Consider the following 22,722-nt stretch of genomic DNA (forward strand, 5'->3'; position numbering starts at 1 on the left):
ATGCTCCAGCGTGGAGCACCCCTCGGCGACTGTATTAGTTCTGGTGCCCATGCTCCAGCGTGGGCACTCTTCGTGTTGCGCTCCAGCGCGCTTGTACTTAATCAAATTACTTTCCAAGACAGAACTGTTCGAAAATAACGTCAAGAACATCTTCGGTGGTGGTCTCACCGACAATGTCTGCCAGATAATCGAGACATTCCTGCAGATCGACGGCGATAAGGTCATTGGTCAACCCGTCCTGCAGGGAAATTTCCACCCGCTCACAGGCTTCGACTGCACCAATAAGAGCCTGTTTATGCCGGATATTAGGGGCACAGCTGCCTTCTTCCCACTGCTCCTTGCCGGAGGTAACCGCAACAAAGACTGCCTGTTTGAGCTGTTCAATACCTGTCTGTTCTTTGGCGCTGATGTGGACGCATGGCCCGATACCGTCAAGCGATGACAAATCCGGAACCATGCAGACCGAATTGTCACAGAGATCGATCTTGTTGATGACCGGCAGGACCGGTTTATGTTTCACCTGCGCGTAGAGTGCCCGATCGCCATCAGTCAGCGGCCGGGAACCATCAAGCAGGAATAGGATTAAGTCGGCCTTATTGATCAGGTCTCTCGCCCGACGAATGCCCAGTTCTTCTACTTCCCCAGCATCATCACGAATGCCCGCCGTATCGATTATACGCACCGGCATGCCATGGATATCGATGACCTCTTCAATGGAATCACGGGTGGTGCCGGGAATGGCCGTCACCAGCGCCCTTTCTTCCTGGAGAATGGTATTGAGCAGGCTGGATTTACCGACATTCGGCAGTCCGGCGATGACCAGCGAGATACCCTCGCGGTAGAGTCTGCCTCGATCGGCATTATGCAGAAGTTTCTTCAGCGGTCCCGCCACTTCCTGCTTTAGCTGCTCAATCAAGGCACTGTGATCGATTATTTCCACGTCCTCGTCCGGGAAATCAATAGCCACTTCTATGACCGCACGCATCTGCACGAGACTCCGGCGAATCGGATCGATTTTACGGTATAAGGCACCGGAGAGCTGTTCCTGAGCCAGATCAACCCCCTTTCTGGTTTTAGCGGAAAGAACGTCAATCACCGCTTCCGCCTGGGTCAGATCGATCCGCCCGTTGAGAAAGGCCCGCTTGGTAAATTCACCGGGCGCGGCAAGTGTCGCCCCCATGGCCAGAATCAGCTCAAGGACATTCTGCAGCACGAGAAAACTGCCGTGACAGTGCACTTCAACCACATCTTCCCGGGTATAGGTGTGCGGTGCAGCCATATAGACGGCCAGCACTTCATCGAGTATCTTTTCCTGGTCCGGATGCCGGATATGTCCGTAATAAAGCTTGTGACTGGTGTAGGGGCAGGAGGGATGTTTCGGTTGAAAAACAGCTTTGAGTAGAGGCAGGGCGCGTTCGCCGCTCATGCGGATTATGCCGATGCCGCCGGCACCCGGCGGGGTGGATATGGCGGCAATGGTTTCTGGTTGGTGGGTTGTGTTCATTACCACATTACTCGCTGCCCTTTTTCGGTCCGGACTTATTCTGCCGACCCTTGCCGGAAGGGCGCTTGCGGCCACCGGGTCGATTTCCTTTACCGGGTTTATAGATAAGGATTTTTTTAAAGAGTCCATCGCCGACGGAACGGCTGCGGATATCTTTGTCTTCCTGAAGAATCATATGAATAACTCTTCTCTCGGAGGGATTGAGGGCCGGCAGCACCTGGGTTTTGCCGTCTTCCTTGACCTGCGCCGCCATTTCAACCGCTTTGACTTTTAATTCTTCAAGCCGTTTTTCCCGGAAATCACCGACATTAATGGAAATCCTCAACCGTTCAGGTACTTTTCGGCTGACAATTTTGCGCAGAAGATACTGCAGACTATCGAGAACCTTACCATCCGGCCCGGTTAAAGATTCTTCAAACTCGCCACGCAGCGTGCAGGCTACGGACGACCCAGCCGTTTCGACCTCAAGCGTAGACGGGAAGCCCATCAATTCGACCAGCTGGAGAAGTTCCGTTTTGATGATTTCCAGACTCTCGGGGCTGACTTCGGTGCCTGTTTCCCTGTCCGTCTGCTCCTCATCTTCATCGTCCTCGTCATCGACCGACTCATGCTCGGTGTCAACCAGGTTTATTTCTTCATGCGCAGGTTCGGCTCTGTTCTTTTCTTTGACGACAACGACGGGTTCCGGCTCAGGTGCGACAAGGCTATCTACCTCAAAGACCTCGGCCACGGTCTCTTCGATATCCGGCTTGATCGATACCCGGATATGCGCTTTCTTGCGTATCAGCCCAAATATGCCGCTGGTACCGGTTGCGACGACCTCGATCTCAAGTTTTTCCTGGGGAACCCGCAGAGTGTCGCATGCATCCTTGATAGCGGCGGCAACCTCTTTTCCATAAAAATCTTTTTTGTCTACAGACATTACCTTTCCTTCTTCAAATATATCTCAACCATTCCAAACTTCAACCATGCTCCTCACCATTTTCCTCAGGTAGTGGCTGGTGGTGTAGTGGCTGGTTTCTTGCTCTCGCGATTAATAAGCACCTGTTGAAGGATGGAAAGCAGGTTATTGATGAACCAATATAACACCAGTCCCGAGGCAAAATTAAGAAACATGAATGTGAAAACCACCGGTAAAAACATCATGATTTTGGCTTGCATTGGGTCAGCAGTGGTCGGTGACAGCTTCTGCTGTAAAAACATCGATGCCCCCATGAGCAAGGTCAAAACCGGCAAGCCACCGAGATAGGGTATATCGAAACCAATCCACAGACGATCGGGGGCGGACAGATCGGTGATCCACAACATAAACGGCGCATGACGTAACTCGATACTCTGCAGAAGCACCTTGTACAGTGCAAAAAATACCGGAATCTGCAGCACCATCGGCAGACAGCCGCCAAGAGGGTTGACTTTGTAGGTCTTATACAGACTCATCACCTCCTGGTTCATCCGTGTTGGATCGCTTTTATATTTTTCCTTTATTTTCACCATCTTCGGCTGCAATTTCTGCATATTCTTCATCGATTTCAACCCCTTCTGGGAAATTGGCCAGAAAACCGCCTTGAAGAGGATGGTCACGAGAATAATGGAGATACCATAGTTGCGGCAGAAGGAATAAAACATGTTCAACAGCCAGAGCGTCGGTTTGGCAATGATATCAAACCAACCGAAATTAACCGATTTATCGAGGTTATAACCGATACTCTTCAGCATGGTTAATTTTTTCGGGCCGTAATAGACGTGGTAGGCGTAGGTCTTTTCCGTCCGCGGCTGCAAGGTATCCAGGGGACCGGCAAGCTGGGTCCGGGCGAGCATATCGGTACCCTGCATGGTAAATGATGCACCCGCACCGTCTTTGGGCACCAGGGCACAGAGGAAGTAATTGCCTTCATACCCAGCCCAGTCTATCGCGCCCTGCAGAGTCTTCGGCCCATTCTCAAAGTCATCGGCGCCAACTTCTTCCAATGCCCCGTTGACAAACGCTGCCGGGCCGCCAAAGAGGAATCGGTCGGCCGGACTGGCGACGCCTTCAAAACGGGTATTGACCAAACCGAGCTGCGGCATGCCCTGGAGAAGATTATCGGAGAGATTTTTGACCGTGACCGAGAGATCAATCAAGTACGTATTGTTATCAAAGGTATAAACCCGCTCGACCTGCAACCCATGGCCGGCATCCGCGGTCATGCGCAGCTCGGCGGTGCTTTTATCCGCCGACAAGGTGAGACCTGGCAGATTACTGTCATACAAAACCCGCGTACCGACCGCGCTCCCCCAGGAAAATTCCAGGGGAAAACCCTCGGCTGCCGTGGTTTTCACCAGCTGCATGCCGGGCGACTCCTTGTCGTGGCTTTCTTTGTGTTTTTTCAGGACAAAACTGGTAATCGTTCCGCCGTCTTCCGACAGGGTGGCGGTATACAGATCGGTGTCGATGAGAATGTCTTTCGGCGTTCGGTCATAGGTGACCACCGGAACCGGGGCAACCGCTGTCGCCGCTGGAGCCGTCGCCGGTGCGGCCGGCTGCTGTGCCGATGCAGGCTGGGCGGCTTGCCCAGTCGACTGCTCCGTCGTTTCGTTCACAGCCACCGGCTGGTCGAAACCGACGAAAAAATACTGGTACCCAAGAAGAATGACGAAGGAGATAATGATCGCCAGAAAGGCTCTGTATGTGTCCATGAACTGTCCGTAATTTATGTCAAAACCGGAAGGTTATGTCAGTTATCAAAAGTGACCGAAGGGTGGCCCGTTCATCGTACCGGGTCATGTCCACCTCGGGAGAAAGGGTGACAGCGAAGAATGCGGCATAACCCCATAAAGGAACCCCGGGTAACCCCATATTTTTCTATTGCCTGAATCGTGTACGTGGAACAGGTGGGAATAAAACGACAGCTCGGTGGCAGGAAAGGGGAGATAAGATACTGGTAGCCTCTCACGAATCCGATAAAAATAATCTTGGGAACTTTACTTATCTCCATCTCATACGCCATGACAACAAGTAAAATTACTCGTGAGAGGTGTAACCGCCGCGCAGATGTCGCTTGGATGTGCACAGGAAAAGCCTGGACGAACGGCAAAAACAATATCTGCTCCGGCAGGATACTGTTTTCGCCCAAGTCGGAACGACTCCCGGATGATCCGTTTAAGACGATTTCTCTTCACTGCGCCACGAATCTTTCGATGGACACTTATACCCAGCCGGCTGGCATCTGTTGCATTCGGCCGACAGATCAGGGTGAAACCAGCCCCGTGCAAACGCCTGCCACTGCTGTAAACCTTGTCAAACTCCCATCCTTTACGCAGCAGGGAGCTTTTCAAAAGTCGCAGTCCGGCCAAAGTTATGCCGAAAGCCTTCTGCGGCCTTTTGCTCTTCGTGCTCTTATGACTGCTCTACCGCCACGGGTGCTCATTCTTTCACGAAATCCGTGGGTGCGTTTACGTTTTAAAATGCTTGGTTGAAAAGTTCGCTTGCTCATTCTTTACTTCCTCATCGGTAAATCCCATGGTCAGACCATGGGACCTTTTTAGCTTCAGAGAGTCGGAAATCCTTCTCTTTATGTTGTAATTCCCAACTGTTCCTCGAAAAGACCGCATTGCAGCAACAGCAATGAAACCATCTACGAGGTTATAAATAACAAAACGGAAATATTAACCACATTAACTGGCCGGTGTCAATTATTTTTGTTCTTCCAGATCACCCATATATTGCAGAAGGCCATCGGCTATGCTATTCTCTCGCCATTGTAAACTTATCAACGTTCACCAGCACCGAATCTGCTTTGTCATCGGCTTTTACATCTACAGAGGCGCTTCCATGACGAATGGTACACCGAAAATATATAGTGATATTGACTGGACGACACTTCGAGCCAATGCCCTGGCCCAAAAAGGCTGGCAGGAAAAAGGTCCGGACGAGTGGGACAAAAAGGCCCGGTCCTTCGCCGGGCGAAACAAGAGTGCCGCCTATATTGATCTGGTCCTCTCGCATATGATCCTCGACCCCTCCTTCACCGTTCTGGATATCGGCTCAGGCCCCGGCACTCTCGCGATTCCACTGGCCAGGAGGGTACACTCGGTTACCGCCATCGATTTTTCCTTAGGGATGCTCGACACCCTGAAAGAGATCGCCCGTGAAGAACAGATTGACAATATCCGGACCGTGCAATGTGCCTGGGAAGATGACTGGCAGGAAAAAGGGCTGCAGCCGCACGACATTGCCATCGCCTCCCGGGCAATGGGGGTCAAGGACCTTCCCGCCGCTCTTGGTAAAATAGACAGCTATGCGACGAGGTATGTTTTTCTTACCGACAGAATTGGCTCCACGCCATTTGAGGCAGGGGCCTTTACCGCACTGGGCCGGTCTTTTTCCCCAGGCCCTGATTATATTTACACGCTTAACACCCTTTACAGCATGGGCATCTACCCGAACGTCACCATTCTCAAGCTTGAGCGAGATGTCCCCTATCCTTCGATGGCCGAGGCGATGAAATCTTACAGCTGGATGTTCAGTGATATCACCCCGGCTGAGACGCTGCTGCTGGAGAAATATTTAACCGGGAAAATTATTCATGCGGAGGGAGACAGGGTGACGATCCGCCGGGATTCGCCGCCGCTGTGGGCCTTGATCTGGTGGGCTAAGGATTAATACACTCGAGCGTCTCAGGGAGGTTCCCACGCTGGAGCATGGGAACCAGAGGTAGCACGAAACCTGGGAGGTGGGCCCTCCTGCTGGTTCCCATGCTGTGCCGTAGGAACCAGAAGTTGCACAAAGTTTGGGAGTTAGCCACTCCTCTTGGTTCCCATGCTCCAGCGTGGGAACACAACCCGACGCTCCAGCGTTGATGCCCCACCGCAGGAACAAGGAAATTAGTAACGAAACCTCTCTGGTTCCTACGCTCCGGCGTGGGAACTGAACAGGACGCTCCAGCGTCCAAACATTAACCGCAGCAAAGACAGCATGGGCAGAAGCCGTTACACCATAACCGAACCGGATAAGCCACACTTTATGACGTGTACCGTAGTAGAATGGCTCTCAGTTTTTACGCGTCCCGAGATCGTACAGATCCTGCTGGATTGCTGGCGTCATCAGCGCGAACATGCCGGTTTGCGGTTGTATGGCTATGTTATCTTGGAAAATCATTTACATTTTATTGCCCAGGCGCAGGATTTAAATAAATGTGTCAGCAGTTTCAAGTCGTTCACGGCACGGCGCATAATCGATTTTTTGCACGCACAGCGTGCTGATCGATTATTAGATCAGTTGCGTTTCGCCCGGCGAGCGCACAAAATCGACCGCGAATATCAGTTCTGGCAGGAGGGCGTTCATCCTGAACTGGTGTTCAGTGAGGTGATGATGCGGCAGAAGTTAGACTATCTTCATGCTAATCCTGTGAAAAGGGGGTATGTCAGTCTGGCTGAGCATTGGCGTTATTCGAGCGCTGGGCATTATTTGGGCTTGGATGGGTTGATTGACATTGATGCTTGGTGATTTGGACGCTGGAGCGTCTCGAGCAGGTTCCCACGCTGGAGCATGGGAACCAGAGGTTACGCGAAACTTTGGAACTGGCCCCTCCTTCCTGGTCCCCATGCTTCAGCGTAGGAACCAGAGGTTACGCGAAACTTTGGAGCTGGCCCCTCCTCCTGGTTCCCATGCTCCAGCGTGGGAACCCAACCCGACGCTCCAGCGTTGATGTTCAACCCCGCGCTCCAGCGTCGGAAGAAAGGAATCCATGAACAACGAAGAATTTGACATAGTCGTTATCGGCGCCGGCCACGCCGGTTGTGAGGCAGCCCTTGCCGCGGCAAGAATGGGCTGTAAAACGCTGCTGACGGTCATCAATGCCGATACCATCGGGGCAATGTCCTGCAATCCGGCCATCGGCGGCCTGGCCAAGGGCCATCTTGTCCGGGAGATCGACGCCCTGGGTGGGGAAATGGCCAGGAATATCGATGCCACGTCTATCCAATTCCGCCGCCTGAATACCAGCAAAGGCCCTGCGGTACGTTCATCACGGGCACAGGCCGATCGACTGCTCTATCGGCTGCGCATGAAGTCGATAATTGAAAACCAGCCGAACCTGACCGTCAAACAGACCGTAGTTTCCGGTCTTCTGGTAGATGAAGGCCGAATCAGCGGGATATGCACGTCACTTGACGAGCATATCCGCACCAGGGCAGTGGTGGTCGCCACCGGTACTTTTCTGAACGGCCTCGTGCATATCGGCATGAAAAATTTTCCGGCCGGACGCCTCGGCGACGCCCCTTCCAAAGGGCTTGCCGCCTGGTTCAAGGAACAAGGCTTTGCCGTCGGCCGCATGAAGACCGGCACAGTTCCCCGTCTTGATTCGAACACCATCAACTATGCCGACCTGGAAATCCAGCACAGCGATACCCCGCCGGCCCATTTTTCCTACGCGGCCAAGGGTGGCTACACCCTGCCCCAGCTGCCCTGCTACATCACCTACACCAACGAAAATACTCATGCAATAATCCGTCAGGGAATAGGGCAGTCACCGATGTATGCCGGGATTATTAAAGGTATCGGGGCCAGGTACTGCCCGTCTATTGAAGATAAGGTCATGCGTTTTCCGGAAAAAGACCGGCATCAGATTTTTCTCGAACCGGAAGGGCTTGATACCGTCGAGGTCTACCCAAACGGCGTGCCGACCAGCCTGCCCCTGGCCACCCAGACGGCCATGATCAATTCTATCAAAGGACTTGAGAAGGCGAAAATCATCCGCCCCGGATATGCCATCGAATACGATTACATCGACCCGCTTGGCCTGCATCCATCGTTGGAGACCAAACAGCTGCGGGGACTCTTTTTTGCCGGACAGATCAACGGCACCTCAGGTTACGAAGAGGCGGCGGCCCAGGGCCTTATCGCCGGCATTAACGCGGTGCGTTACAGCCGCGGCGAGGCACCTTTGATCCTCGACCGCTCCCAGGCCTATATCGGCGTATTGATCGATGACCTGGTTACCTGCGGTACCAAAGAACCTTACCGGCTGTTCACCTCCCGGGCCGAGTACCGACTGCTGCTGCGCGAAGACAACGCCGACAGCCGCCTGGCGGCAATCGGTTACCAGCTTGGTCTGGTTGAAGAAGAGGCCCATGCGAGATTTTTGCAGAAGCAGCAATGGATCCAAGCAGGCATCGATTCCCTGGAAAAAGTTTCCATCAAAACGAGCCCGTTGATGAATGAAGCGCTCACAACGCTGAACAGCAGCCATCTCAAACAAAAATGCACCCTCTCCGACCTGCTGCGTCGTCCGGAGCTGTCTATAGACTCCTTTTCCTCTCTGCCGCTGGCCGACAAGGAACGTGAGGTGATCGACAATCTCAAAGCCAGTCCGGTAAAGGAAGAGATTGAATTGCAGGTGAAATTTAAAGGATATATTGATCGCCAGAACGAACAGGTTGCCCGCTTTAAAAAAATGGAGTCGGTGCTGTTGCCGCAGGATATGGACTATCGCTCTCTCTCCGGGCTTTCCAACGAGGTGGTGGAAAAACTGACGAGAATCCAGCCGCTGTCACTTGGCCAGGCCTCGCGCATTTCAGGTATAACCCCGGCGGCTATTTCCGTGCTGCAGGTGCATTTGAAGAAAAATCAGCGACAGCACTAGGAGGCCGCCCGAGAATGCCCTTTTCCCCCAGCCCCGCGTTATTTCAGAAAAATAATGCTCGCAATATTATGTATATGGCTGTGCTTATTTTTCTGAAATGCCTTGATCTGAGAAAAAATGCCTATTCTCGGACAACCTCCTTGGAGACTGACCAAAAATGATGTCCCTGACCTTTCCGGAAATCGATCCGATTATATTCAGTCTCGGTCCCCTGCATGTGCGCTGGTACGGGCTTATGTACGTCCTCGGATTTCTTGCGAGCTACGCCTTGGTACGCAGGCAGATTCGTGAATACCAATACCAGCCACTGGCCGACCACTTTGAAAATCTCAATCTGGTGCTCATCCTCATGGTGGTAGTTGGCGGGAGATTAGGCTATGTCTTTTTTTACAATTTCTCCTACTATCTCGCCCATCCGCTGGAAATCCCCGCTACCTGGACCGGCGGCATGTCTTTTCATGGCGCCTGCCTCGCTCTCTTGCTCGGCGGATGGATATATTGCCGGAAAAAGAATATCGATTTCTGGAAAACCGCCGATATCTACGCGGCGACTCTGCCCATCGGTCTTGGTCTCGGAAGAATCGGCAATTTTATCAACGGCGAACTCTACGGTCGAGCAACCGACCTGCCCTGGGGCATGGTCTTCCCCGGTGGCGGCCCCTCCCCCCGACACCCTTCCCAGCTGTATGAGTCGTTTCTTGAGGGTGTTGTCCTGTTTATCCTTCTCTGGTCGGTACGCAAAAAGCCATGGACAAGGAACCGCTACTGGCCGCATGGCAGCATCATTGCTCTTTTTCTCGTTGGCTACGGCTGCCTGAGAATTGTTGTGGAGAATTTCCGGGAACCCGACCAGCAGCTCGGGTACCTCTTTAATCTCGTGACTATGGGGCAGCTTCTCAGTGCATTGATGGTGATTTGTGGTTTAGTTGTCTGGAAAGTACGCCTAGGCAGCACCTCCTGATACCCGATACGGCAAAATCACCTCACCCTGCTGCACAAATCTTTTCCAGGCTTAAATTTGACGACATTGTGGGCGGGAATAACGATAGCCTGCCCGGTCTGGGGATTTCGCCCCTTCTGTTCAGCCCTTTCAACTACCGTAAAGGAGCCAAACCCCGACAGCGTCACCCTGTCGCCTTTTTCCATGGCATCGGAGAGGTTGGCAAGCACCTTATTGAGGGCCATTTCGGCCCGGACCTTGGTCATGCCTGCAACTTCGGCGATTGTTGCAACAAGTTCACCCTTATTCATTTTTCTCTGACCCTTTCCGCTGAAGAAATAAATACCACTTAAGATGAGCATAACAAATGTCTCTTAATAGTCGGTACAGCAGAAAAAACAATTGTCAGAAATACTGTTTTTACACTAGGTATTTATACCTAGTGTAAAAAATCAGAAAATAATTTAACGATAAATTATAGGCAGTTAGGCAATGGTGCCACGGTATATTACCGATAGGCTTCGGTACTAATCCCCGGAGGCAAAGCCATTGCGAACGGCATAATTCACCAGGTCTATACTGTTTTTTCTGTTGAATTTACGGAGCAGGTTAGAGCGATGATGATCAATGGTCCGTTGACTCAGTTTTAACTGTTCGGCCATCTTTTTACTGGTATAGCCCTGAACGACCAGCTGCAGAACTTCTTTTTCTCGTTTGGTCAATTTCTGAAAAGGACTTTTCTTTTCTGTGCGATACATGCTGATCACATCATCGGCGAAATCATCGACCATATGAGGAGATATATAAATTTTACCGGATAACACCTTGTCGATGGCAATGAGCAGCTCCTGATCCGAATCATCCTTCATAAGATATCCATCGGCTCCGGCCGCCATGGCATTATAAAAGTACTGTTTGTTTTTATGCATGGTCAGCATGAGTATTTTGATCCAGGGATATTTGCTCTTGACCAGTTTTGCCGCTGCTATCCCGCCGATACCCGGCATGGAAATATCGAGAATTATCAGATCAACTTCCGAGTCGGCAAGAGAATCCATAATCTCCTCGCCACTGCTCACTTCGCCGACCACCCGGAGTTTGTCATTCATGGTAATGATATTTTTTATGCCATAACGAATTAACACATGGTCATCAGCGAGCAATATGCAAAAACAATCCTTTGCAGATTTCATTTCCTCATTTCCTGTCACTCATCCCTCCGAGCCATCGATTATTGCCAGTAGCATTTTCTTATCAAGAATTGGTATTGCAATAAATGTTAAGTCCTCTGTTAAACCATACTCTTTGTAAAAATGCAATTTCACAGCTGTTTTGTGCATAGCTCCTCTGGGTTTTTCTCATTTTTCTTGACTTTCTCTGCAAGAGCGCTTTGATTAGCTGTTCTGAAAAGACAGGCAATCTTGATCTTAAATCTGGGGACGCCATACCAATGAATGCGGCGCCATCGTTCATTGGTATGGCGCCCCCAGATTAAATTATATTTTAAAGGAGCTGAACGATGATTTTAAAGATTTTTCCATTTATTGCCTGGTTTAAAGATTACGACACCGGCAAGTTCAAAATTGATTTCCTTGCCGGTCTCACTGTCGCCCTCGTGCTCATTCCCCAGTCGATGGCCTACGCCCAGCTTGCCGGATTACCGGCATACTACGGTTTGTATGCAGCTTTTCTCCCGCCCATGGTCGCGGCCCTCTTCGGTTCCAGCCGGCAGCTGGCCACCGGCCCTGTCGCCGTCGTTTCGCTCATGTCCGCCGCATCCCTTGAACCGCTGGCTACCGCCGGGTCAACGCAATTCATTGCTTATTCTATCGCCCTGGCCCTGACCGTAGGTATTTTCCAGTTTTCCCTCGGCGTTCTGCGTTTAGGCCTCGTGGTCAATTTTCTTTCACATCCTGTGGTCAACGGTTTCACCAACGCCGCCGCCATTATTATCGCCTCCTCCCAGTTCTCCAAATTCTTTGGTGTGTCCGTGGACAGTGCCGGACATCATTATGAAACGATGGTTCGGGTTGCCCAGGCGGCAATGGACTATACCCATTTGCCAACGCTGCTCTATGGCGTCTGTGCGGTAGTCGTTATGGCGGTACTGAAGAAAATCAACCCGCGTATCCCCAACGTGCTTGTTGCCGTGGCCATCGCTACCCTTATTTCCTATTTTACCGGCTACAATAATGACGCCAGGGTTGATATTTCCGCCATCCATAGCCCTGCTGCCGCGGAAAAAATCATTGAATTCAATCGCTCAGCCACTGAGAGCAGTGTCCTGGGAGAAGAAAGAACAGCCCTGGGCTTACGCATAGAAGAAGAGCTGCAAAAGTTACCGAATGGCCATGGCAAGAGCATTGAGCTGATAGAACTGCAAAGCCAGGCAGAGCTCCTTGGTCTTAAAATAGCCGAAGCCAAACATCACAGCTATCTGCTGCGAGCCGAGCTGCGCTCCCTGCAATTTGCCGGCGTTAAAGAGAACGATGTACTGCACCTTTACCCCAATAATATAATTCCTGAAGGGGTGGTGACTGATGGAAATACCTGGCGATTGAAAGTCGGCAATTCTCCGCTCAAACCGGAGGAGCTTCTCGTCATGGGGGGAGGCGCAGTGGTTGGTCAGATCCCTGAGGGTCTGCCCCAATTTACCATCCCGGAGCTTGACGTGAAGTCCTTCATGAAACTTCTTCCCACGGCCGTTATCATTTCTCTTCTCGGCTTTATGGAGGCTATCGCCATCGCCAAAGCCATGGCCGCCAAGACTGGTCAGAAACTTGATCCAAACCAGGAGCTTATCGGCCAGGGACTGGCCAACATTTTTGGTTCAATCGGTTCGAGTTATGCGGTTTCCGGTTCTTTTTCCCGCTCGGCGGTAAACCTCCAGTCCGGCGCAGTGTCCGGCATCTCCTCGGTGGTGACCTCGGTGATGGTTGTCATTACCCTGCTCTTTTTTACGCCGTTGCTCTACCATCTGCCCCAGGCCGTACTGGCCGCAGTCATCATGATGGCGGTTATCGGACTGGTCAACATCAAAGGGTTTGTTCATTCCTGGAAAGCCCAATGGTATGATGGAGCCATATCCATCCTCAGTTTTCTAGTGACCCTGTACTTTGCACCGCATCTCGACAAGGGAATCATGGTTGGTGTTGCCCTTTCAATGACCGTCTTTCTCTACAAGTCGATGCGACCTGTCGTGGCAAGGCTGTCGATGAATGAAGAAAACGTCCTGACAAGTGCCGAACACTATCGTCTGAAGGGCTGTCGTCATATTTCCGTCGTCCGTTTCGACGGCGCGCTCTTTTTTGCCAACGCCAGTTATCTTGATGAGCAGGTCGCTAAATTCCGCTCCGAGCAACCCGACCTTCGTTATATTCTTCTCGATGCCCGGGGAATAAACGATATGGACGCATCCGGCGAAGAAGCGCTGGAGATGCTGTGCAAGCGGGTAAGGAGTGCCAAGCTCGGTTTTGCCATGTGCGGTGTCAAGGGGCAGGTGCTGAACGTGATGGAACGGACAGGACTGATCGAGACAATCGGCAAGCAGCATATGTATGCCGACAGTAAAGCCGCCGTTGCCGCCCTGATTGATCAAATCCATAAAGGAACCGATCTTCCGGCGGCCGGTTGCGATAACTGCCCCCTGACAAAATACATCCCGATCAAAGAGTGATGGCTAAGTAAAATCAACCGACCTTCGTCCTCCAGCCAGGTTCGCTTTTTCAGCTACCTGGCCGGAGGATTTCTCCTGCTTTACTGCAGCATCGGTATTTTCCAGAACTACGGGACTCTTCTTGCGATGGTCTTGTCGGGCTGGTATAATCCTCGCTTGTCTTTACCCCCATTTCTGATGAACATTGTGCCAATATTAACCAGGAAATAACTAATGAAGAAACTGCTCTTGCTGTTCTGTGTTACTCTTGCCTGCGGCACGCTGGCATTTGCCAGTGCCGGTGCAGGTGCGGCGGTTGATACTGCGGGACTCACCGGATCCTTTTTCGGTATACTCTCGGTGTTGCTTTTTGTCTCCGCTTATTCCCTGGTGATTCTCGAAGAGCATCTTCATTTAAGAAAATCCAAGCCGGTCCTGCTCGCAGCCGGAATTATCTGGGTTCTTGTTGCCATTACCTTCAGTAACGCCGGCAACACGCATGCGGCGGAAGAAGCCATTCGCCATAATCTTCTCGAATACGCGGAATTGTTCCTCTTTCTCCTTGTGGCCATGACCTACATCAATGCCATGGACGAACGCAACGTCTTTCAGGCCTTGCGCTCCTGGCTGGTCACCCGCGGATTCTCCCTGCGGACCGTGTTCTGGGTAACCGGCCTGCTGGCTTTTTGCATCTCGCCGGTGGCGGATAATCTGACCACCGCGCTGCTGATGGGGGCGGTGGCCATGGCGGTCGGCGGCAGTGACAAAAAATTTGTCGCGGTGGCCTGCATCAACATTGTCATTGGTGCCAATGCCGGCGGGGCATTCTCACCTTTCGGCGACATCACCACCCTGATGGTCTGGCAAAAAGGCATTGTCCAGTTCACCGAGTTTTTTCACATCTTCATCCCCTCTCTGGTCAACTGGCTGGTACCGGCCATTTTTATGAATTTTGCCATCAGCAAAAAAACACCCCAACCGGGCAAGGATCACTATGTAATGAAACTTGGCGCCAGGCGGATCATTCTCCTCTTTCTGCTAACCATAACGACGGCGGTTTCCTTTCATAATTTCCTGCACCTTCCCCCGGCAGCAGGCATGATGCTTGGTCTTGGCTATCTTGGTTTCTTCTCGTATTATTTAAAGAAAAAAGAACACCGGAATTATGATATTGACGATAACCCGCTGGCGCATCAAACCTATCATGCCATTCCGGATCCTTTCGATATTTTCAAAAAGGTGGCCAGGGCAGAGTGGGATACCCTGCTGTTTTTTTACGGGGTTATTCTTTGCGTCGGAGGGCTTTCCCAGTTCGGCTATCTCGCCTCCATTTCCAAATTTCTCTATCTGGGTCTGGGGGCAACCACGGCCAACGTCATTGTCGGCGTGCTGTCAGCTATCGTTGATAACATCCCGGTGATGTTTGCCGTACTCACCATGCAGCCGGACATGTCCCATGGACAATGGCTGCTGGTCACCCTGACGGCCGGAGTCGGCGGCAGCCTGTTGTCGATCGGTTCCGCGGCCGGCGTGGCGCTGATGGGTGCAGCGAGGGGGGTGTATACCTTCAATGCCCATTTGAAATGGACCCCGGCAATCGCCCTCGGCTATGCGGCATCGATCTTCTGCCACCTTGTTATCAATGCCAAAATGATGTAAGATGTATCCACAAGAACTGTCATGATATTATCCTCCAGCTGCGCTCCTCCTCTACCAATATCCTGGGAGGAGTGCAGGCAGCGGGGCTGGTCCCACCTCGATATCCTGCTCATCACCGGCGATGCCTATATCGACCATCCTTCCTTTGGCGTGGCGCTTATCGGCAGGCTGCTGGAAAGCCACGGGTTCCGGGTGGCGATACTCTCACAGCCGCGATATGACACGGCCGAAGATTTCAAAAACTTTCCTCCCCCAAGGCTGTTTTGCGGTATTACCGCCGGCAACCTTGACTCTATTGTCGCCAATTACAGCGGCAACGGCAAGGTCCGCGATACCGATGCCTATTCACCGCTCGGCAACCCCTGGCGGGGAGCCGAGCGGCTTAAGACAGCGAGGAGACGACCTGACCGGGCCTGTCTGATCTATACCAGCCTCGCCCGATCAGCCTTTCGCGATATCCCGATCGTCCTTGGCGGCATCGAGGCCTCGCTCCGGCGATTTGTCCACTATGACTTTAAGCAGGAGAAACTTCGCTCTTCCTTTCTGACCGACGCGAAAGCAGATCTGCTCGTCTATGGCATGGGAGAAAAAGCGATCGTTGAAATAGCCAGGCGATGCGCCGAAAAGCGGCCGCTTTCTTTTATTGCCGGAACCTGCCAGAGGCTGACCGACAAGGAGCTGCAGGAGCAGTTCCCCGAGCAATTTCCAGCAGGTTGTTCCGAGGCAGAACTTACACGCGCACAAAAATTTCTCGTGCTGCCCTCCTGGGATAAAATTCAAAAACACAATCAGAACTTTCTTCTCGCCGAAACGGAAATAGACGAGCACTCACGTGCCTCTTCCGGCCGCATTATTCTGCAACGGCAACAAAGCCACTGGGTCGTGCAGCACCCGGCGCCGCAACCTCTCTCGCCAGACGAACTCGATGCACTGTATAGCCTGCCCTACACCAGACGCCCGCATCCGCACTACGAACAGATCCCGGCCTATCAGATGATCAGAGATTCAGTGACCATCGTTCGCGGCTGTTCGGGAAACTGCTCCTTCTGTGCCATTACCAGGCACCAGGGTCCGGCCATCGTCTCACGCAGCAGAGAATCGATCGAAAAAGAATGCCGGCATATCTCGCAAATGAACGATTTTACCGGCACCATCAGCGACCTTGGTGGACCGACTGCCAACCTCTACGGCACACACTGCGCCATAGGATCCTGCAAAAAACGCGACTGTCTTTATCCGACTATCTGTGCACATCTGAAGATAGACGAAGATCTTTTTCTCCATCTGCTCGACGACATCGCCGCTATTGACGGAGTGAAGAAAGTGTTTATCTCCTCCGGCCTGCGCATGGAGCTCCTCCTGCGTACGCCGAGGCTGCTGAAAAAAATTCTCCAGGCCCATACCCCGGGGGCGTTGAAGATCGCCCCTGAGCATACCGACGACGAATTGCTCCGTCTCATGCACAAGGAACCCCATGCGCTGCTGCAAAAATTCATCGCCGAATGCCGCAGGATAGGCAAGGAAATGGGCAAAAGAAATATTGAATTCACACCGTATGTCATCACCGCTCACCCGGGATCGACACCACAGCATGCAGAAAAACTTGCACAGGATATGCAGAAGCTGGGACTGCAGATACGGAAACCGCAGGATTTTACCCCTACCCCGGGCACTCTCTCCACGGCTATGTATGTCACCGGCCTGAAGCCGGGATCAAAGGAACCACTCATTGTGCCACGCAAACAGGCGGACAGGCAGCTGCAGCGACGAATTCTGGAGAGATCTCTGCTGCGGAAAAATGCCGGGACCCAACGACTCGGACCGAGAAAGAAAAAATAACCCGCCTGCAAGGATGAAGGCAGCTTATATCCCTGCCCTACTCGGTTTTTTTATTATAATAGTTACCGTAATAATAGTGGCTTTTGTTGACCAATCTGGTTGAAATGAAGTTGCTTTTATGCCCATTGAAGATCACCCCGATAATTTTATCCTTGCCGATATCCGAGATGAATTTTTCTATCAGGGATTTGTCAGACTCCCCCTGCCTGACCACAATCACCACCCCGTCAACGGCCTGAGAGAGTACCTGTGACTCGGAGGCGACCTCCAGGGGAGGGGTATCAAAAATTACATACCTGTCCGGATAGCGGGTCGCCAGTTCCTCCACAAGGTTTTGCATACGCGAAGAACCAAGAAGCTCGGCCGGATTAACTGGAGGTGTACCACTGGGAAGAATCGACAACTTTTCCATAGAAGTTTTCTGGAGAAGAGCGGCAAGATCAGTACCGTCCTGCAAATATCCGGCGAGTCCTCGTTCCGATGAGATGCCGAAGAGTGGAGCCAGAGAAGGGGCCCGAAGATCACAGTCCACCACGAGTGCATATTGATCCAACCCTTGAGCAAGGGCAATCCCAAGATTAGCCGAGACAAAAGTTTTTCCCTCGCGGGGAAGAGCAGAAGTGACCATGATGGTTCTAGGTGGAGGTGTACCATCCTGCGGCAGCAATATTTTTGATCGCAGGACACGAAATGACTCGGCGGTTCTATTGGTAAAACCAACGACCTTGGTCAGCCGCTCGTCCCAAACAGGTGAAGGTACCGTTGCGGGCTGGGGCCCCCGCAACGAAATCACTTTATCCCTGGCGAAGCTGTCTTCCGTAATTATTTCTTCCGTTTCTACAATAGAGCTTTCCACTTCGACTGTTCGTATCTCTGGCGCGGACTGTGGCTGCCCATCCAGGCTGTAACCTGCTTTGCCCAACGCTTTGGAGGTCTTTCCCATCTTCTCTTTTTACTCCAGCTTGTGATTTTTTATGTAGCAAAGATGTGCATTACTATAAAACGATATATCCTCGAACCCACACCAGAGCAAACAGCGCAACAACGAGCCCGCTTCCTGACAAAAGCAGGATCGTCTTGAGAGTCGTTAGCCATTTGTTTTTCTTCACTTCAGCCTCGGTCTCAATATACGGAATGGTGATAAGCAGTGGTACCCCAAGGCTTGCTTCGAGTGTTTCCGGATCGCGAAACGACGCGTCAAATACATCTAATACCAATACCCCGCCGATTCCCAGCCCAAGTCCTATCATGACACTCATGCCCATAATCATGAGGAAATTTGGTTTAATCGGCTTTCCTGGATATCGACCGGGATCTTCGATTTTGAATTGACTGCCTTTCTGCTGCTCTTCGAGATTGAGCATTGATTGTGCGGCAAGGTTCTGGGACACAAGATTGTCGTAATGCTTTTTCAGCTGATCATATTCCCGAGTCAGGGAAGACCATTCCGCTTCTCTTACCGGAGCAGCCGCCACCCATTGTTCATATTGCTCAATTTTTTCTCTCAGCTGGTCTTTTTCGCTGGCGATATCTTCAATATTTCTTTGAATATCATTTCGTCTTGCCTCAAGCTGCAGCAATGTCTGCACATAAGTTGCATCTTGTATCTGTGCTCGCTGCCCTGTCAAAGTTCCAGCCGATGTTGGCCGGGACGCTACAGATGAAGGATTTCCAGCAGTGCCTTTGCTTTGTACTTCTACCTCCAGTTTAGCGATAAGTTTACGAACCCTTACAATCTCCGGATGTTTTTCGGTATACTTCAACAACAATCCATCCAAAGTCGAATGCAATTGAGCCAGACGCTGATAGGCATCAGGCCCACCAGAATTGCCCGCATCTCCATCTGTGGCATATCGAGCAGAACGTTGCGCCAATATTTTCAAGTTGTTTATTTGATCTTGAATGAGTACCAGCGTTCTTTCCAGATCTTGAATACTCTCCTGCTTCCCCTGGTATTGCCCTTGAAGCGAGTTCAACCTGGCCATATTTACCTGTTGGTTGCCGGGCATTTCATTATAATTTTTCAGTTTATAATCTCGCATGGCATTTTCTTGTGCATCCATGACTTTTTTGGCCGTCTGCAATTCCTGATTGGTATACGAGGAAGTGTCAGTTGCTCTTTCCTGGCGATATTTCAGAACCTCTTCAATAAATTTTGCGGCAATTGTATTGGTCACCCTGACAACTTTTGCCGGCTCACTACCGGAATAGGATATTGTGAAAACATTTCCACGATTCGATGGCGTTATCACAATTTTTCTCTTGAATATTTCGATAACATCCTCTATCGGCAGCTTTTCACGTTCCTCGGGGTAGAGGTCCAATTCGTTAATGATCGTTTCCAGATTGGTCCGGCTGATAACGATTTGGGTAATAGTATTGATAATATCACGAATATTTGACTGAAAATCCGGTGATAGTTTGTTGGGGTTTACCTTCTGCTGCTGATAACTGATCAGGCTTGAAGATTCGTATACCTTCGGAGTACGAAGATACACTCCCAGACCGATAGGCAGACTCAAGAGCAAGAGGACGATTATGAATATCTTTTGTCGAAAAAACAGATCAAGATATTTGTTTACCAATTGGCGTTGTTTTTTATCCATGGGAAATTCGTTTGATGAATTATGTGAAATTTAAAGTGGTGAGCAGAATATTTTCAATGTATCATTTTCCGGAGCAAAAAAGATAGCTTTTTTTAACATCATGACGATAACACACATAATTCCTTCCATCACTCCGCCGAAAAGCTTGTGCTCATTTTACAAAAAATCCTCCGGCGAAAAGGTGACGGCCTCGGTGATGTGTTGGCGGTTGATGGCAATCATGAACAGCCGATCAAGCCCCATGGCAATTCCGGCGGCGGTGTCTAATTGCCGAAGATCGATAAGAAACCGCTCGGGCATGGTTACCTTGCGGCCGGTGCTTTTTTTGATAGTTGCTATTTCATCAACGAACCGTGCTCGTTGCTCCTCGGCATCGGTGAGTTCTGAAAAACCGTTGGCCAGCTCCACCCCATGCAGATACAGCTCAAACCGTTCGACGACCGCGGGGTTGTCCCGGTGTTTTCTCGCCAGCGATCCCAGCTCCACCGGATAGTCATACAAGAATTCAGGTGCACCATTGCCCAGATGCGGTTCAATGCACTCGACCAGGATTTCATCAAACCGATCTTCATTAAGGGCCTGCTGCAGCGGAATGGGACTGTATCGGGAAAATGCCTCGGCAACCGTCATCCGTCGCCACCTGGCAGCCAGGGTAACGCCGGAAAACAAATGCTGCCCCGCGCCACCACCAGGCAGCTGCCGCACCGACAGGTTGTCCATGAGAAATTGTAACAGTGCCTCACAATCGCGCATCAGCTGGTGATAATCAGCCCCGGTTCGATACCACTCGAGCATCTGAAATTCTTCCTGATGCAGTCGTCCCCGTTCTTCCTTGCGGAAGCAGGAACAGATTTGCATTATTTTGCTGTTTCCGGCGGCCAGCAATCGTTTCATGCACAGTTCGGGGGAAGTCTGCAGATACTCTTGTTCAGATGCGAGCGGCACTATATTGCTTTCCGGAAGATATACCGGCTGGCGGAGGGGGGTATCGACCTCGAGAAAACCCTGTTGATGAAAAAACGACCTGATACAACGAAAAAAGGCTGCACGCAGGTGCAGCCCGTGACTGTCGAGCATGCGAAGTTACTCTTTTACCCGGGTGACATACTGCCCGGTTCGCGTATCGATCTGAATCCTGTCGCCTTCTTCAACAAAAGGCGGAACCTGCAGCTCATAACCGGTCTGCACGGTGACCGGCTTTGTATCGTTGCCCGAAGTATCGCCTTTGGCCCAGGGATCTGCCCGGGTTACTTCCAGATTGACGAAGATCGGCAGGGTTACGTCAATCGGTTGGCTGTCATAAAACAGCACCTCGACTTCCATATTATCGATGAGAAAATTGATGTTTTCACCAAGTTGGTCCTTGGTCAGAAAGAGCTGTTCGTAGTTTTCCGTATCCATAAAGTGGTATTCTTCACCCTGGCTATAGAGAAACTGCATCTTTTTTTCATCAAGCTCGGCTTTTTCAAATTTATCGTTGGAACGATATGTCTTGACCAGTTGATTGCCAGAGATCATATTTCTCATTTTTGTTCGATAGAGTGCCTGTCCCTTGCCAGGTTTTGAAAACTCAAAATCAGTTACTATATAAGGACTTCCATCTATCTGTACTTTTAGACCTTTTCTTAAATCAGAGGCACTAAGCATCAAACTTCTCCATGTAATCTTATTGTCAAAGGAGAGGGCCGGATAAAAATTGCTCTCCCGCGTCGCCCTCTCCGGGCACTATTGGGTGCCGGTTTCTTAAAAATCAACGGCGCACTGTCTAGAACATGACAATATACCTGTCTTTAGATTTATTCTGCAACTGTTAAAAATGAGATTTTTTCAATGCGGACATCGAAGCGCCGAGTATAATGGTTGATCAACATGAAGATAACAAGGAGACGCAACAATGATTCGTGTAGGTATTCTTTCCGATACCCACCTCCCGGCCAACAGTGAACCCTTTATGAAGCAATGCGCAGCGGCCTTCGCTCAATGCGATACGATCATTCATGCCGGGGATCTGATCGATATTGCCATCCTGCAAGCTTTCAAGGGCAAGGATGTTCATGCGGTCTGTGGTAATATGTGCAACAGGGACACCAGGCAGGTATTGCCGGAGTCAAAGCACCTGGTGCTAGGGGGATACTCCATCGGCATCACCCATGGCGCCGGACCACGGCACAATATTGAAGAAAGGGTCTTTGAAAAGTTTCCCGCGGCCGACTGCATTATCTTCGGCCACACCCATGAGCCGGTCTGCCGCAGATTCGGCAGCACCCTGCTGATTAATCCTGGGAGTTTTTCAGGTACCGGCCGGCATGGCGCCGCCGGTACCTATGCCCTGCTGACCATCGACGCCAACGGTCTGAGTGCTTCCATTCATACCGTGATGAACCAGTTATGAAAACGCTCTGGACCCCGTGGCGTATCGAACATGTTCTCGGCAATTTACCGCAGCCCGACGGCTGTCTCTTTGAACCTGCTGGCGACGGCAAGGCCGACAAAGAGGCGCTGCTCCTCTATCGAGATTGCAGGGTGGTTGTACTGCTCAACCGGTTTCCGTACACCAACGGTCATCTGCTGGTCGCACCTGTGCGCCATAAAGCGTGCATCACCGAGCTGACAACGGCGGAAAATTGTGCTCTCATGGAAATGGTCAAGAACGCCACAACCATTGTAAAAAATCAACTCAAGCCGGACGGGTTCAATATCGGCTGCAATATTGGCGCAACCGCCGGAGCCGGTATCGCCGATCATCTGCACTTTCACATCGTTCCACGATGGGAAGGCGATCACAATTTTATCAGCGTGATAGCGGAGATCAGAACTATTCCGGAACACATCGCAGCCACCTATGACAGACTGTTACCTTCTTTTTCTGCTCTTCATCAACACAACGATTAACCACA

General features: G+C 51.2%; 21 protein-coding genes and 1 pseudogene. 9 read left to right on the forward strand and 13 right to left on the reverse strand.

Translation table 11 applies throughout. From position 1 onward, the window contains the following. Positions 1–106 precede the first annotated feature (106 nt). The 6 genes from mnmE to rpmH form a co-directional block, all read right to left on the reverse strand. The gene (gene mnmE, locus ACYQ8U_RS00005) at positions 107–1,504 is read right to left on the reverse strand and encodes a tRNA uridine-5-carboxymethylaminomethyl(34) synthesis GTPase MnmE (RefSeq protein WP_459943444.1); all 1,398 of its coding nucleotides are present in this window, start codon (positions 1,502–1,504) and stop codon (positions 107–109) included. Positions 1,505–1,511: 7 nt separating this feature from the next. Further along, positions 1,512–2,426: a Jag family protein gene (locus tag ACYQ8U_RS00010; RefSeq protein ID WP_459943445.1), complete on the reverse strand. Its 915-nt coding sequence runs from the start codon at positions 2,424–2,426 to the stop codon at positions 1,512–1,514. A gap of 65 nt (positions 2,427–2,491) precedes the next feature. After that, positions 2,492–4,180 carry a membrane protein insertase YidC gene (yidC, locus tag ACYQ8U_RS00015; RefSeq protein ID WP_459943446.1) on the reverse strand — a complete coding sequence of 563 codons (1,689 nt, stop codon included), beginning with the start codon at positions 4,178–4,180 and terminating at the stop codon, positions 2,492–2,494. A 71-nt stretch (positions 4,181–4,251) separates the two neighbouring features. Continuing rightward, on the reverse strand, positions 4,252–4,479 hold the full coding sequence (gene yidD, locus ACYQ8U_RS00020; protein WP_459943447.1) for a membrane protein insertion efficiency factor YidD: 228 nt from the start codon (positions 4,477–4,479) through the stop codon (positions 4,252–4,254). A gap of 1 nt (position 4,480) precedes the next feature. Continuing rightward, a complete protein-coding gene (gene rnpA / locus ACYQ8U_RS00025; RefSeq protein ID WP_459943448.1) occupies positions 4,481–4,819 on the reverse strand; it encodes a ribonuclease P protein component in 339 nt (112 codons plus the stop codon). Between the two features lie 20 nt (positions 4,820–4,839). Next, complete coding sequence (rpmH, locus tag ACYQ8U_RS00030; RefSeq protein WP_459943449.1) at positions 4,840–4,977, reverse strand: 50S ribosomal protein L34; 138 nt, start codon at positions 4,975–4,977, stop codon at positions 4,840–4,842. A gap of 338 nt (positions 4,978–5,315) precedes the next feature. Here rpmH and ACYQ8U_RS00035 point away from each other — a divergent pair, with 338 nt between their 5' ends. From ACYQ8U_RS00035 to lgt, 4 genes are all read left to right on the forward strand, one after another. Further along, a complete protein-coding gene (locus ACYQ8U_RS00035) occupies positions 5,316–6,146 on the forward strand; it encodes a class I SAM-dependent methyltransferase (protein ID WP_459943450.1) in 831 nt (276 codons plus the stop codon). A gap of 312 nt (positions 6,147–6,458) precedes the next feature. Further along, positions 6,459–6,989, forward strand: a complete 531-nt coding sequence (locus ACYQ8U_RS00040) for an REP-associated tyrosine transposase (RefSeq protein ID WP_459943451.1) — start codon at positions 6,459–6,461, stop codon at positions 6,987–6,989. A gap of 241 nt (positions 6,990–7,230) precedes the next feature. Next, positions 7,231–9,126, forward strand: coding sequence for a tRNA uridine-5-carboxymethylaminomethyl(34) synthesis enzyme MnmG (gene mnmG, locus ACYQ8U_RS00045; RefSeq protein WP_459943452.1), 1,896 nt, complete (start codon positions 7,231–7,233; stop codon positions 9,124–9,126). A gap of 157 nt (positions 9,127–9,283) precedes the next feature. Next, a complete protein-coding gene (lgt, locus tag ACYQ8U_RS00050; RefSeq protein WP_459943453.1) occupies positions 9,284–10,087 on the forward strand; it encodes a prolipoprotein diacylglyceryl transferase in 804 nt (267 codons plus the stop codon). Positions 10,088–10,104: 17 nt separating this feature from the next. Here the strand turns inward: lgt and ACYQ8U_RS00055 are convergent, their stop codons facing one another. Together ACYQ8U_RS00055 and ACYQ8U_RS00060 are read right to left on the reverse strand one after the other, a co-directional pair. Then, positions 10,105–10,428 (reverse strand): HU family DNA-binding protein, encoded by a 324-nt coding sequence (locus ACYQ8U_RS00055; protein WP_459943454.1) that lies wholly within the window; start codon positions 10,426–10,428, stop codon positions 10,105–10,107. A gap of 165 nt (positions 10,429–10,593) precedes the next feature. Further along, entirely contained in the window at positions 10,594–11,259 is a 666-nt protein-coding gene (locus ACYQ8U_RS00060; protein ID WP_459943455.1) for a response regulator, read from the reverse strand. Positions 11,260–11,585: 326 nt separating this feature from the next. Between ACYQ8U_RS00060 and ACYQ8U_RS00065 the strand changes: the two genes are divergently transcribed. The 3 genes from ACYQ8U_RS00065 (at position 11,586) to ACYQ8U_RS00075 (ending at position 17,219) form a co-directional block, all read left to right on the forward strand. After that, positions 11,586–13,742 (forward strand): SulP family inorganic anion transporter, encoded by a 2,157-nt coding sequence (locus tag ACYQ8U_RS00065; RefSeq protein ID WP_459943456.1) that lies wholly within the window; start codon positions 11,586–11,588, stop codon positions 13,740–13,742. A gap of 213 nt (positions 13,743–13,955) precedes the next feature. Then, positions 13,956–15,380, forward strand: coding sequence for a sodium:proton antiporter NhaD (gene nhaD, locus ACYQ8U_RS00070; RefSeq protein WP_459943457.1), 1,425 nt, complete (start codon positions 13,956–13,958; stop codon positions 15,378–15,380). A 21-nt stretch (positions 15,381–15,401) separates the two neighbouring features. After that, complete coding sequence (locus ACYQ8U_RS00075; protein WP_459943458.1) at positions 15,402–17,219, forward strand: YgiQ family radical SAM protein; 1,818 nt, start codon at positions 15,402–15,404, stop codon at positions 17,217–17,219. 37 nt (positions 17,220–17,256) lie between these two features. On the opposite strand, the gene ACYQ8U_RS00080 is transcribed toward ACYQ8U_RS00075, so the two are convergent. The 5 genes and pseudogenes from ACYQ8U_RS00080 to efp all read right to left on the reverse strand — a co-directional run bounded on the left by ACYQ8U_RS00080 (position 17,257) and on the right by efp (position 21,472). After that, positions 17,257–18,162, reverse strand: coding sequence for a polysaccharide biosynthesis tyrosine autokinase (locus ACYQ8U_RS00080; protein ID WP_459943459.1), 906 nt, complete (start codon positions 18,160–18,162; stop codon positions 17,257–17,259). 52 nt (positions 18,163–18,214) lie between these two features. Beyond that, positions 18,215–19,396, reverse strand: a complete 1,182-nt coding sequence (locus ACYQ8U_RS00085) for a hypothetical protein (RefSeq protein ID WP_459943779.1) — start codon at positions 19,394–19,396, stop codon at positions 18,215–18,217. A 156-nt stretch (positions 19,397–19,552) separates the two neighbouring features. Then, positions 19,553–19,825: pseudogene (locus ACYQ8U_RS00090) on the reverse strand (Wzz/FepE/Etk N-terminal domain-containing protein); the annotation flags it as partial. A gap of 156 nt (positions 19,826–19,981) precedes the next feature. Continuing rightward, positions 19,982–20,902: an EF-P lysine aminoacylase EpmA gene (epmA, locus tag ACYQ8U_RS00095; protein WP_459943460.1), complete on the reverse strand. Its 921-nt coding sequence runs from the start codon at positions 20,900–20,902 to the stop codon at positions 19,982–19,984. A gap of 6 nt (positions 20,903–20,908) precedes the next feature. After that, complete coding sequence (gene efp / locus ACYQ8U_RS00100) at positions 20,909–21,472, reverse strand: elongation factor P (protein ID WP_459943461.1); 564 nt, start codon at positions 21,470–21,472, stop codon at positions 20,909–20,911. A gap of 247 nt (positions 21,473–21,719) precedes the next feature. Here efp and ACYQ8U_RS00105 point away from each other — a divergent pair, with 247 nt between their 5' ends. Together ACYQ8U_RS00105 and ACYQ8U_RS00110 are read left to right on the forward strand one after the other, a co-directional pair. After that, positions 21,720–22,217, forward strand: coding sequence for a metallophosphoesterase family protein (locus tag ACYQ8U_RS00105; protein WP_459943462.1), 498 nt, complete (start codon positions 21,720–21,722; stop codon positions 22,215–22,217). Beyond that, complete coding sequence (locus tag ACYQ8U_RS00110; protein ID WP_459943463.1) at positions 22,214–22,717, forward strand: HIT family protein; 504 nt, start codon at positions 22,214–22,216, stop codon at positions 22,715–22,717. Before ACYQ8U_RS00105 ends, ACYQ8U_RS00110 begins: the two co-directional genes overlap by 4 nt. The last annotated feature ends 5 nt before the right edge of the window (positions 22,718–22,722 follow it).

The sequence above is a fragment of the Desulfocastanea catecholica genome, assembly GCF_054657295.1.

What these genes read in the sequence shown, in the direction of transcription:
- mnmE (WP_459943444.1), bottom strand. Translation starts at nt 1,504, where the DNA reads ATGAACACAACCCACCAACCAGAAACCATTGCCGCCATATCCACCCCG.
- ACYQ8U_RS00010 (WP_459943445.1), bottom strand. Translation starts at nt 2,426, where the DNA reads ATGTCTGTAGACAAAAAAGATTTTTATGGAAAAGAGGTTGCCGCCGCT.
- yidC (WP_459943446.1), bottom strand. Translation starts at nt 4,180, where the DNA reads ATGGACACATACAGAGCCTTTCTGGCGATCATTATCTCCTTCGTCATT.
- yidD (WP_459943447.1), bottom strand. Translation starts at nt 4,479, where the DNA reads ATGGAGATAAGTAAAGTTCCCAAGATTATTTTTATCGGATTCGTGAGA.
- rpmH (WP_459943449.1), bottom strand. Translation starts at nt 4,977, where the DNA reads ATGAGCAAGCGAACTTTTCAACCAAGCATTTTAAAACGTAAACGCACC.
- ACYQ8U_RS00035 (WP_459943450.1), top strand. Translation starts at nt 5,316, where the DNA reads ATGACGAATGGTACACCGAAAATATATAGTGATATTGACTGGACGACA.
- ACYQ8U_RS00040 (WP_459943451.1), top strand. Translation starts at nt 6,459, where the DNA reads ATGGGCAGAAGCCGTTACACCATAACCGAACCGGATAAGCCACACTTT.
- mnmG (WP_459943452.1), top strand. Translation starts at nt 7,231, where the DNA reads ATGAACAACGAAGAATTTGACATAGTCGTTATCGGCGCCGGCCACGCC.
- lgt (WP_459943453.1), top strand. Translation starts at nt 9,284, where the DNA reads ATGATGTCCCTGACCTTTCCGGAAATCGATCCGATTATATTCAGTCTC.
- ACYQ8U_RS00055 (WP_459943454.1), bottom strand. Translation starts at nt 10,428, where the DNA reads ATGCTCATCTTAAGTGGTATTTATTTCTTCAGCGGAAAGGGTCAGAGA.
- ACYQ8U_RS00060 (WP_459943455.1), bottom strand. Translation starts at nt 11,259, where the DNA reads ATGAAATCTGCAAAGGATTGTTTTTGCATATTGCTCGCTGATGACCAT.
- ACYQ8U_RS00065 (WP_459943456.1), top strand. Translation starts at nt 11,586, where the DNA reads ATGATTTTAAAGATTTTTCCATTTATTGCCTGGTTTAAAGATTACGAC.
- nhaD (WP_459943457.1), top strand. Translation starts at nt 13,956, where the DNA reads ATGAAGAAACTGCTCTTGCTGTTCTGTGTTACTCTTGCCTGCGGCACG.
- ACYQ8U_RS00075 (WP_459943458.1), top strand. Translation starts at nt 15,402, where the DNA reads ATGATATTATCCTCCAGCTGCGCTCCTCCTCTACCAATATCCTGGGAG.
- ACYQ8U_RS00080 (WP_459943459.1), bottom strand. Translation starts at nt 18,162, where the DNA reads ATGGGAAAGACCTCCAAAGCGTTGGGCAAAGCAGGTTACAGCCTGGAT.
- epmA (WP_459943460.1), bottom strand. Translation starts at nt 20,902, where the DNA reads ATGCTCGACAGTCACGGGCTGCACCTGCGTGCAGCCTTTTTTCGTTGT.
- efp (WP_459943461.1), bottom strand. Translation starts at nt 21,472, where the DNA reads ATGCTTAGTGCCTCTGATTTAAGAAAAGGTCTAAAAGTACAGATAGAT.
- ACYQ8U_RS00105 (WP_459943462.1), top strand. Translation starts at nt 21,720, where the DNA reads ATGATTCGTGTAGGTATTCTTTCCGATACCCACCTCCCGGCCAACAGT.
- ACYQ8U_RS00110 (WP_459943463.1), top strand. Translation starts at nt 22,214, where the DNA reads ATGAAAACGCTCTGGACCCCGTGGCGTATCGAACATGTTCTCGGCAAT.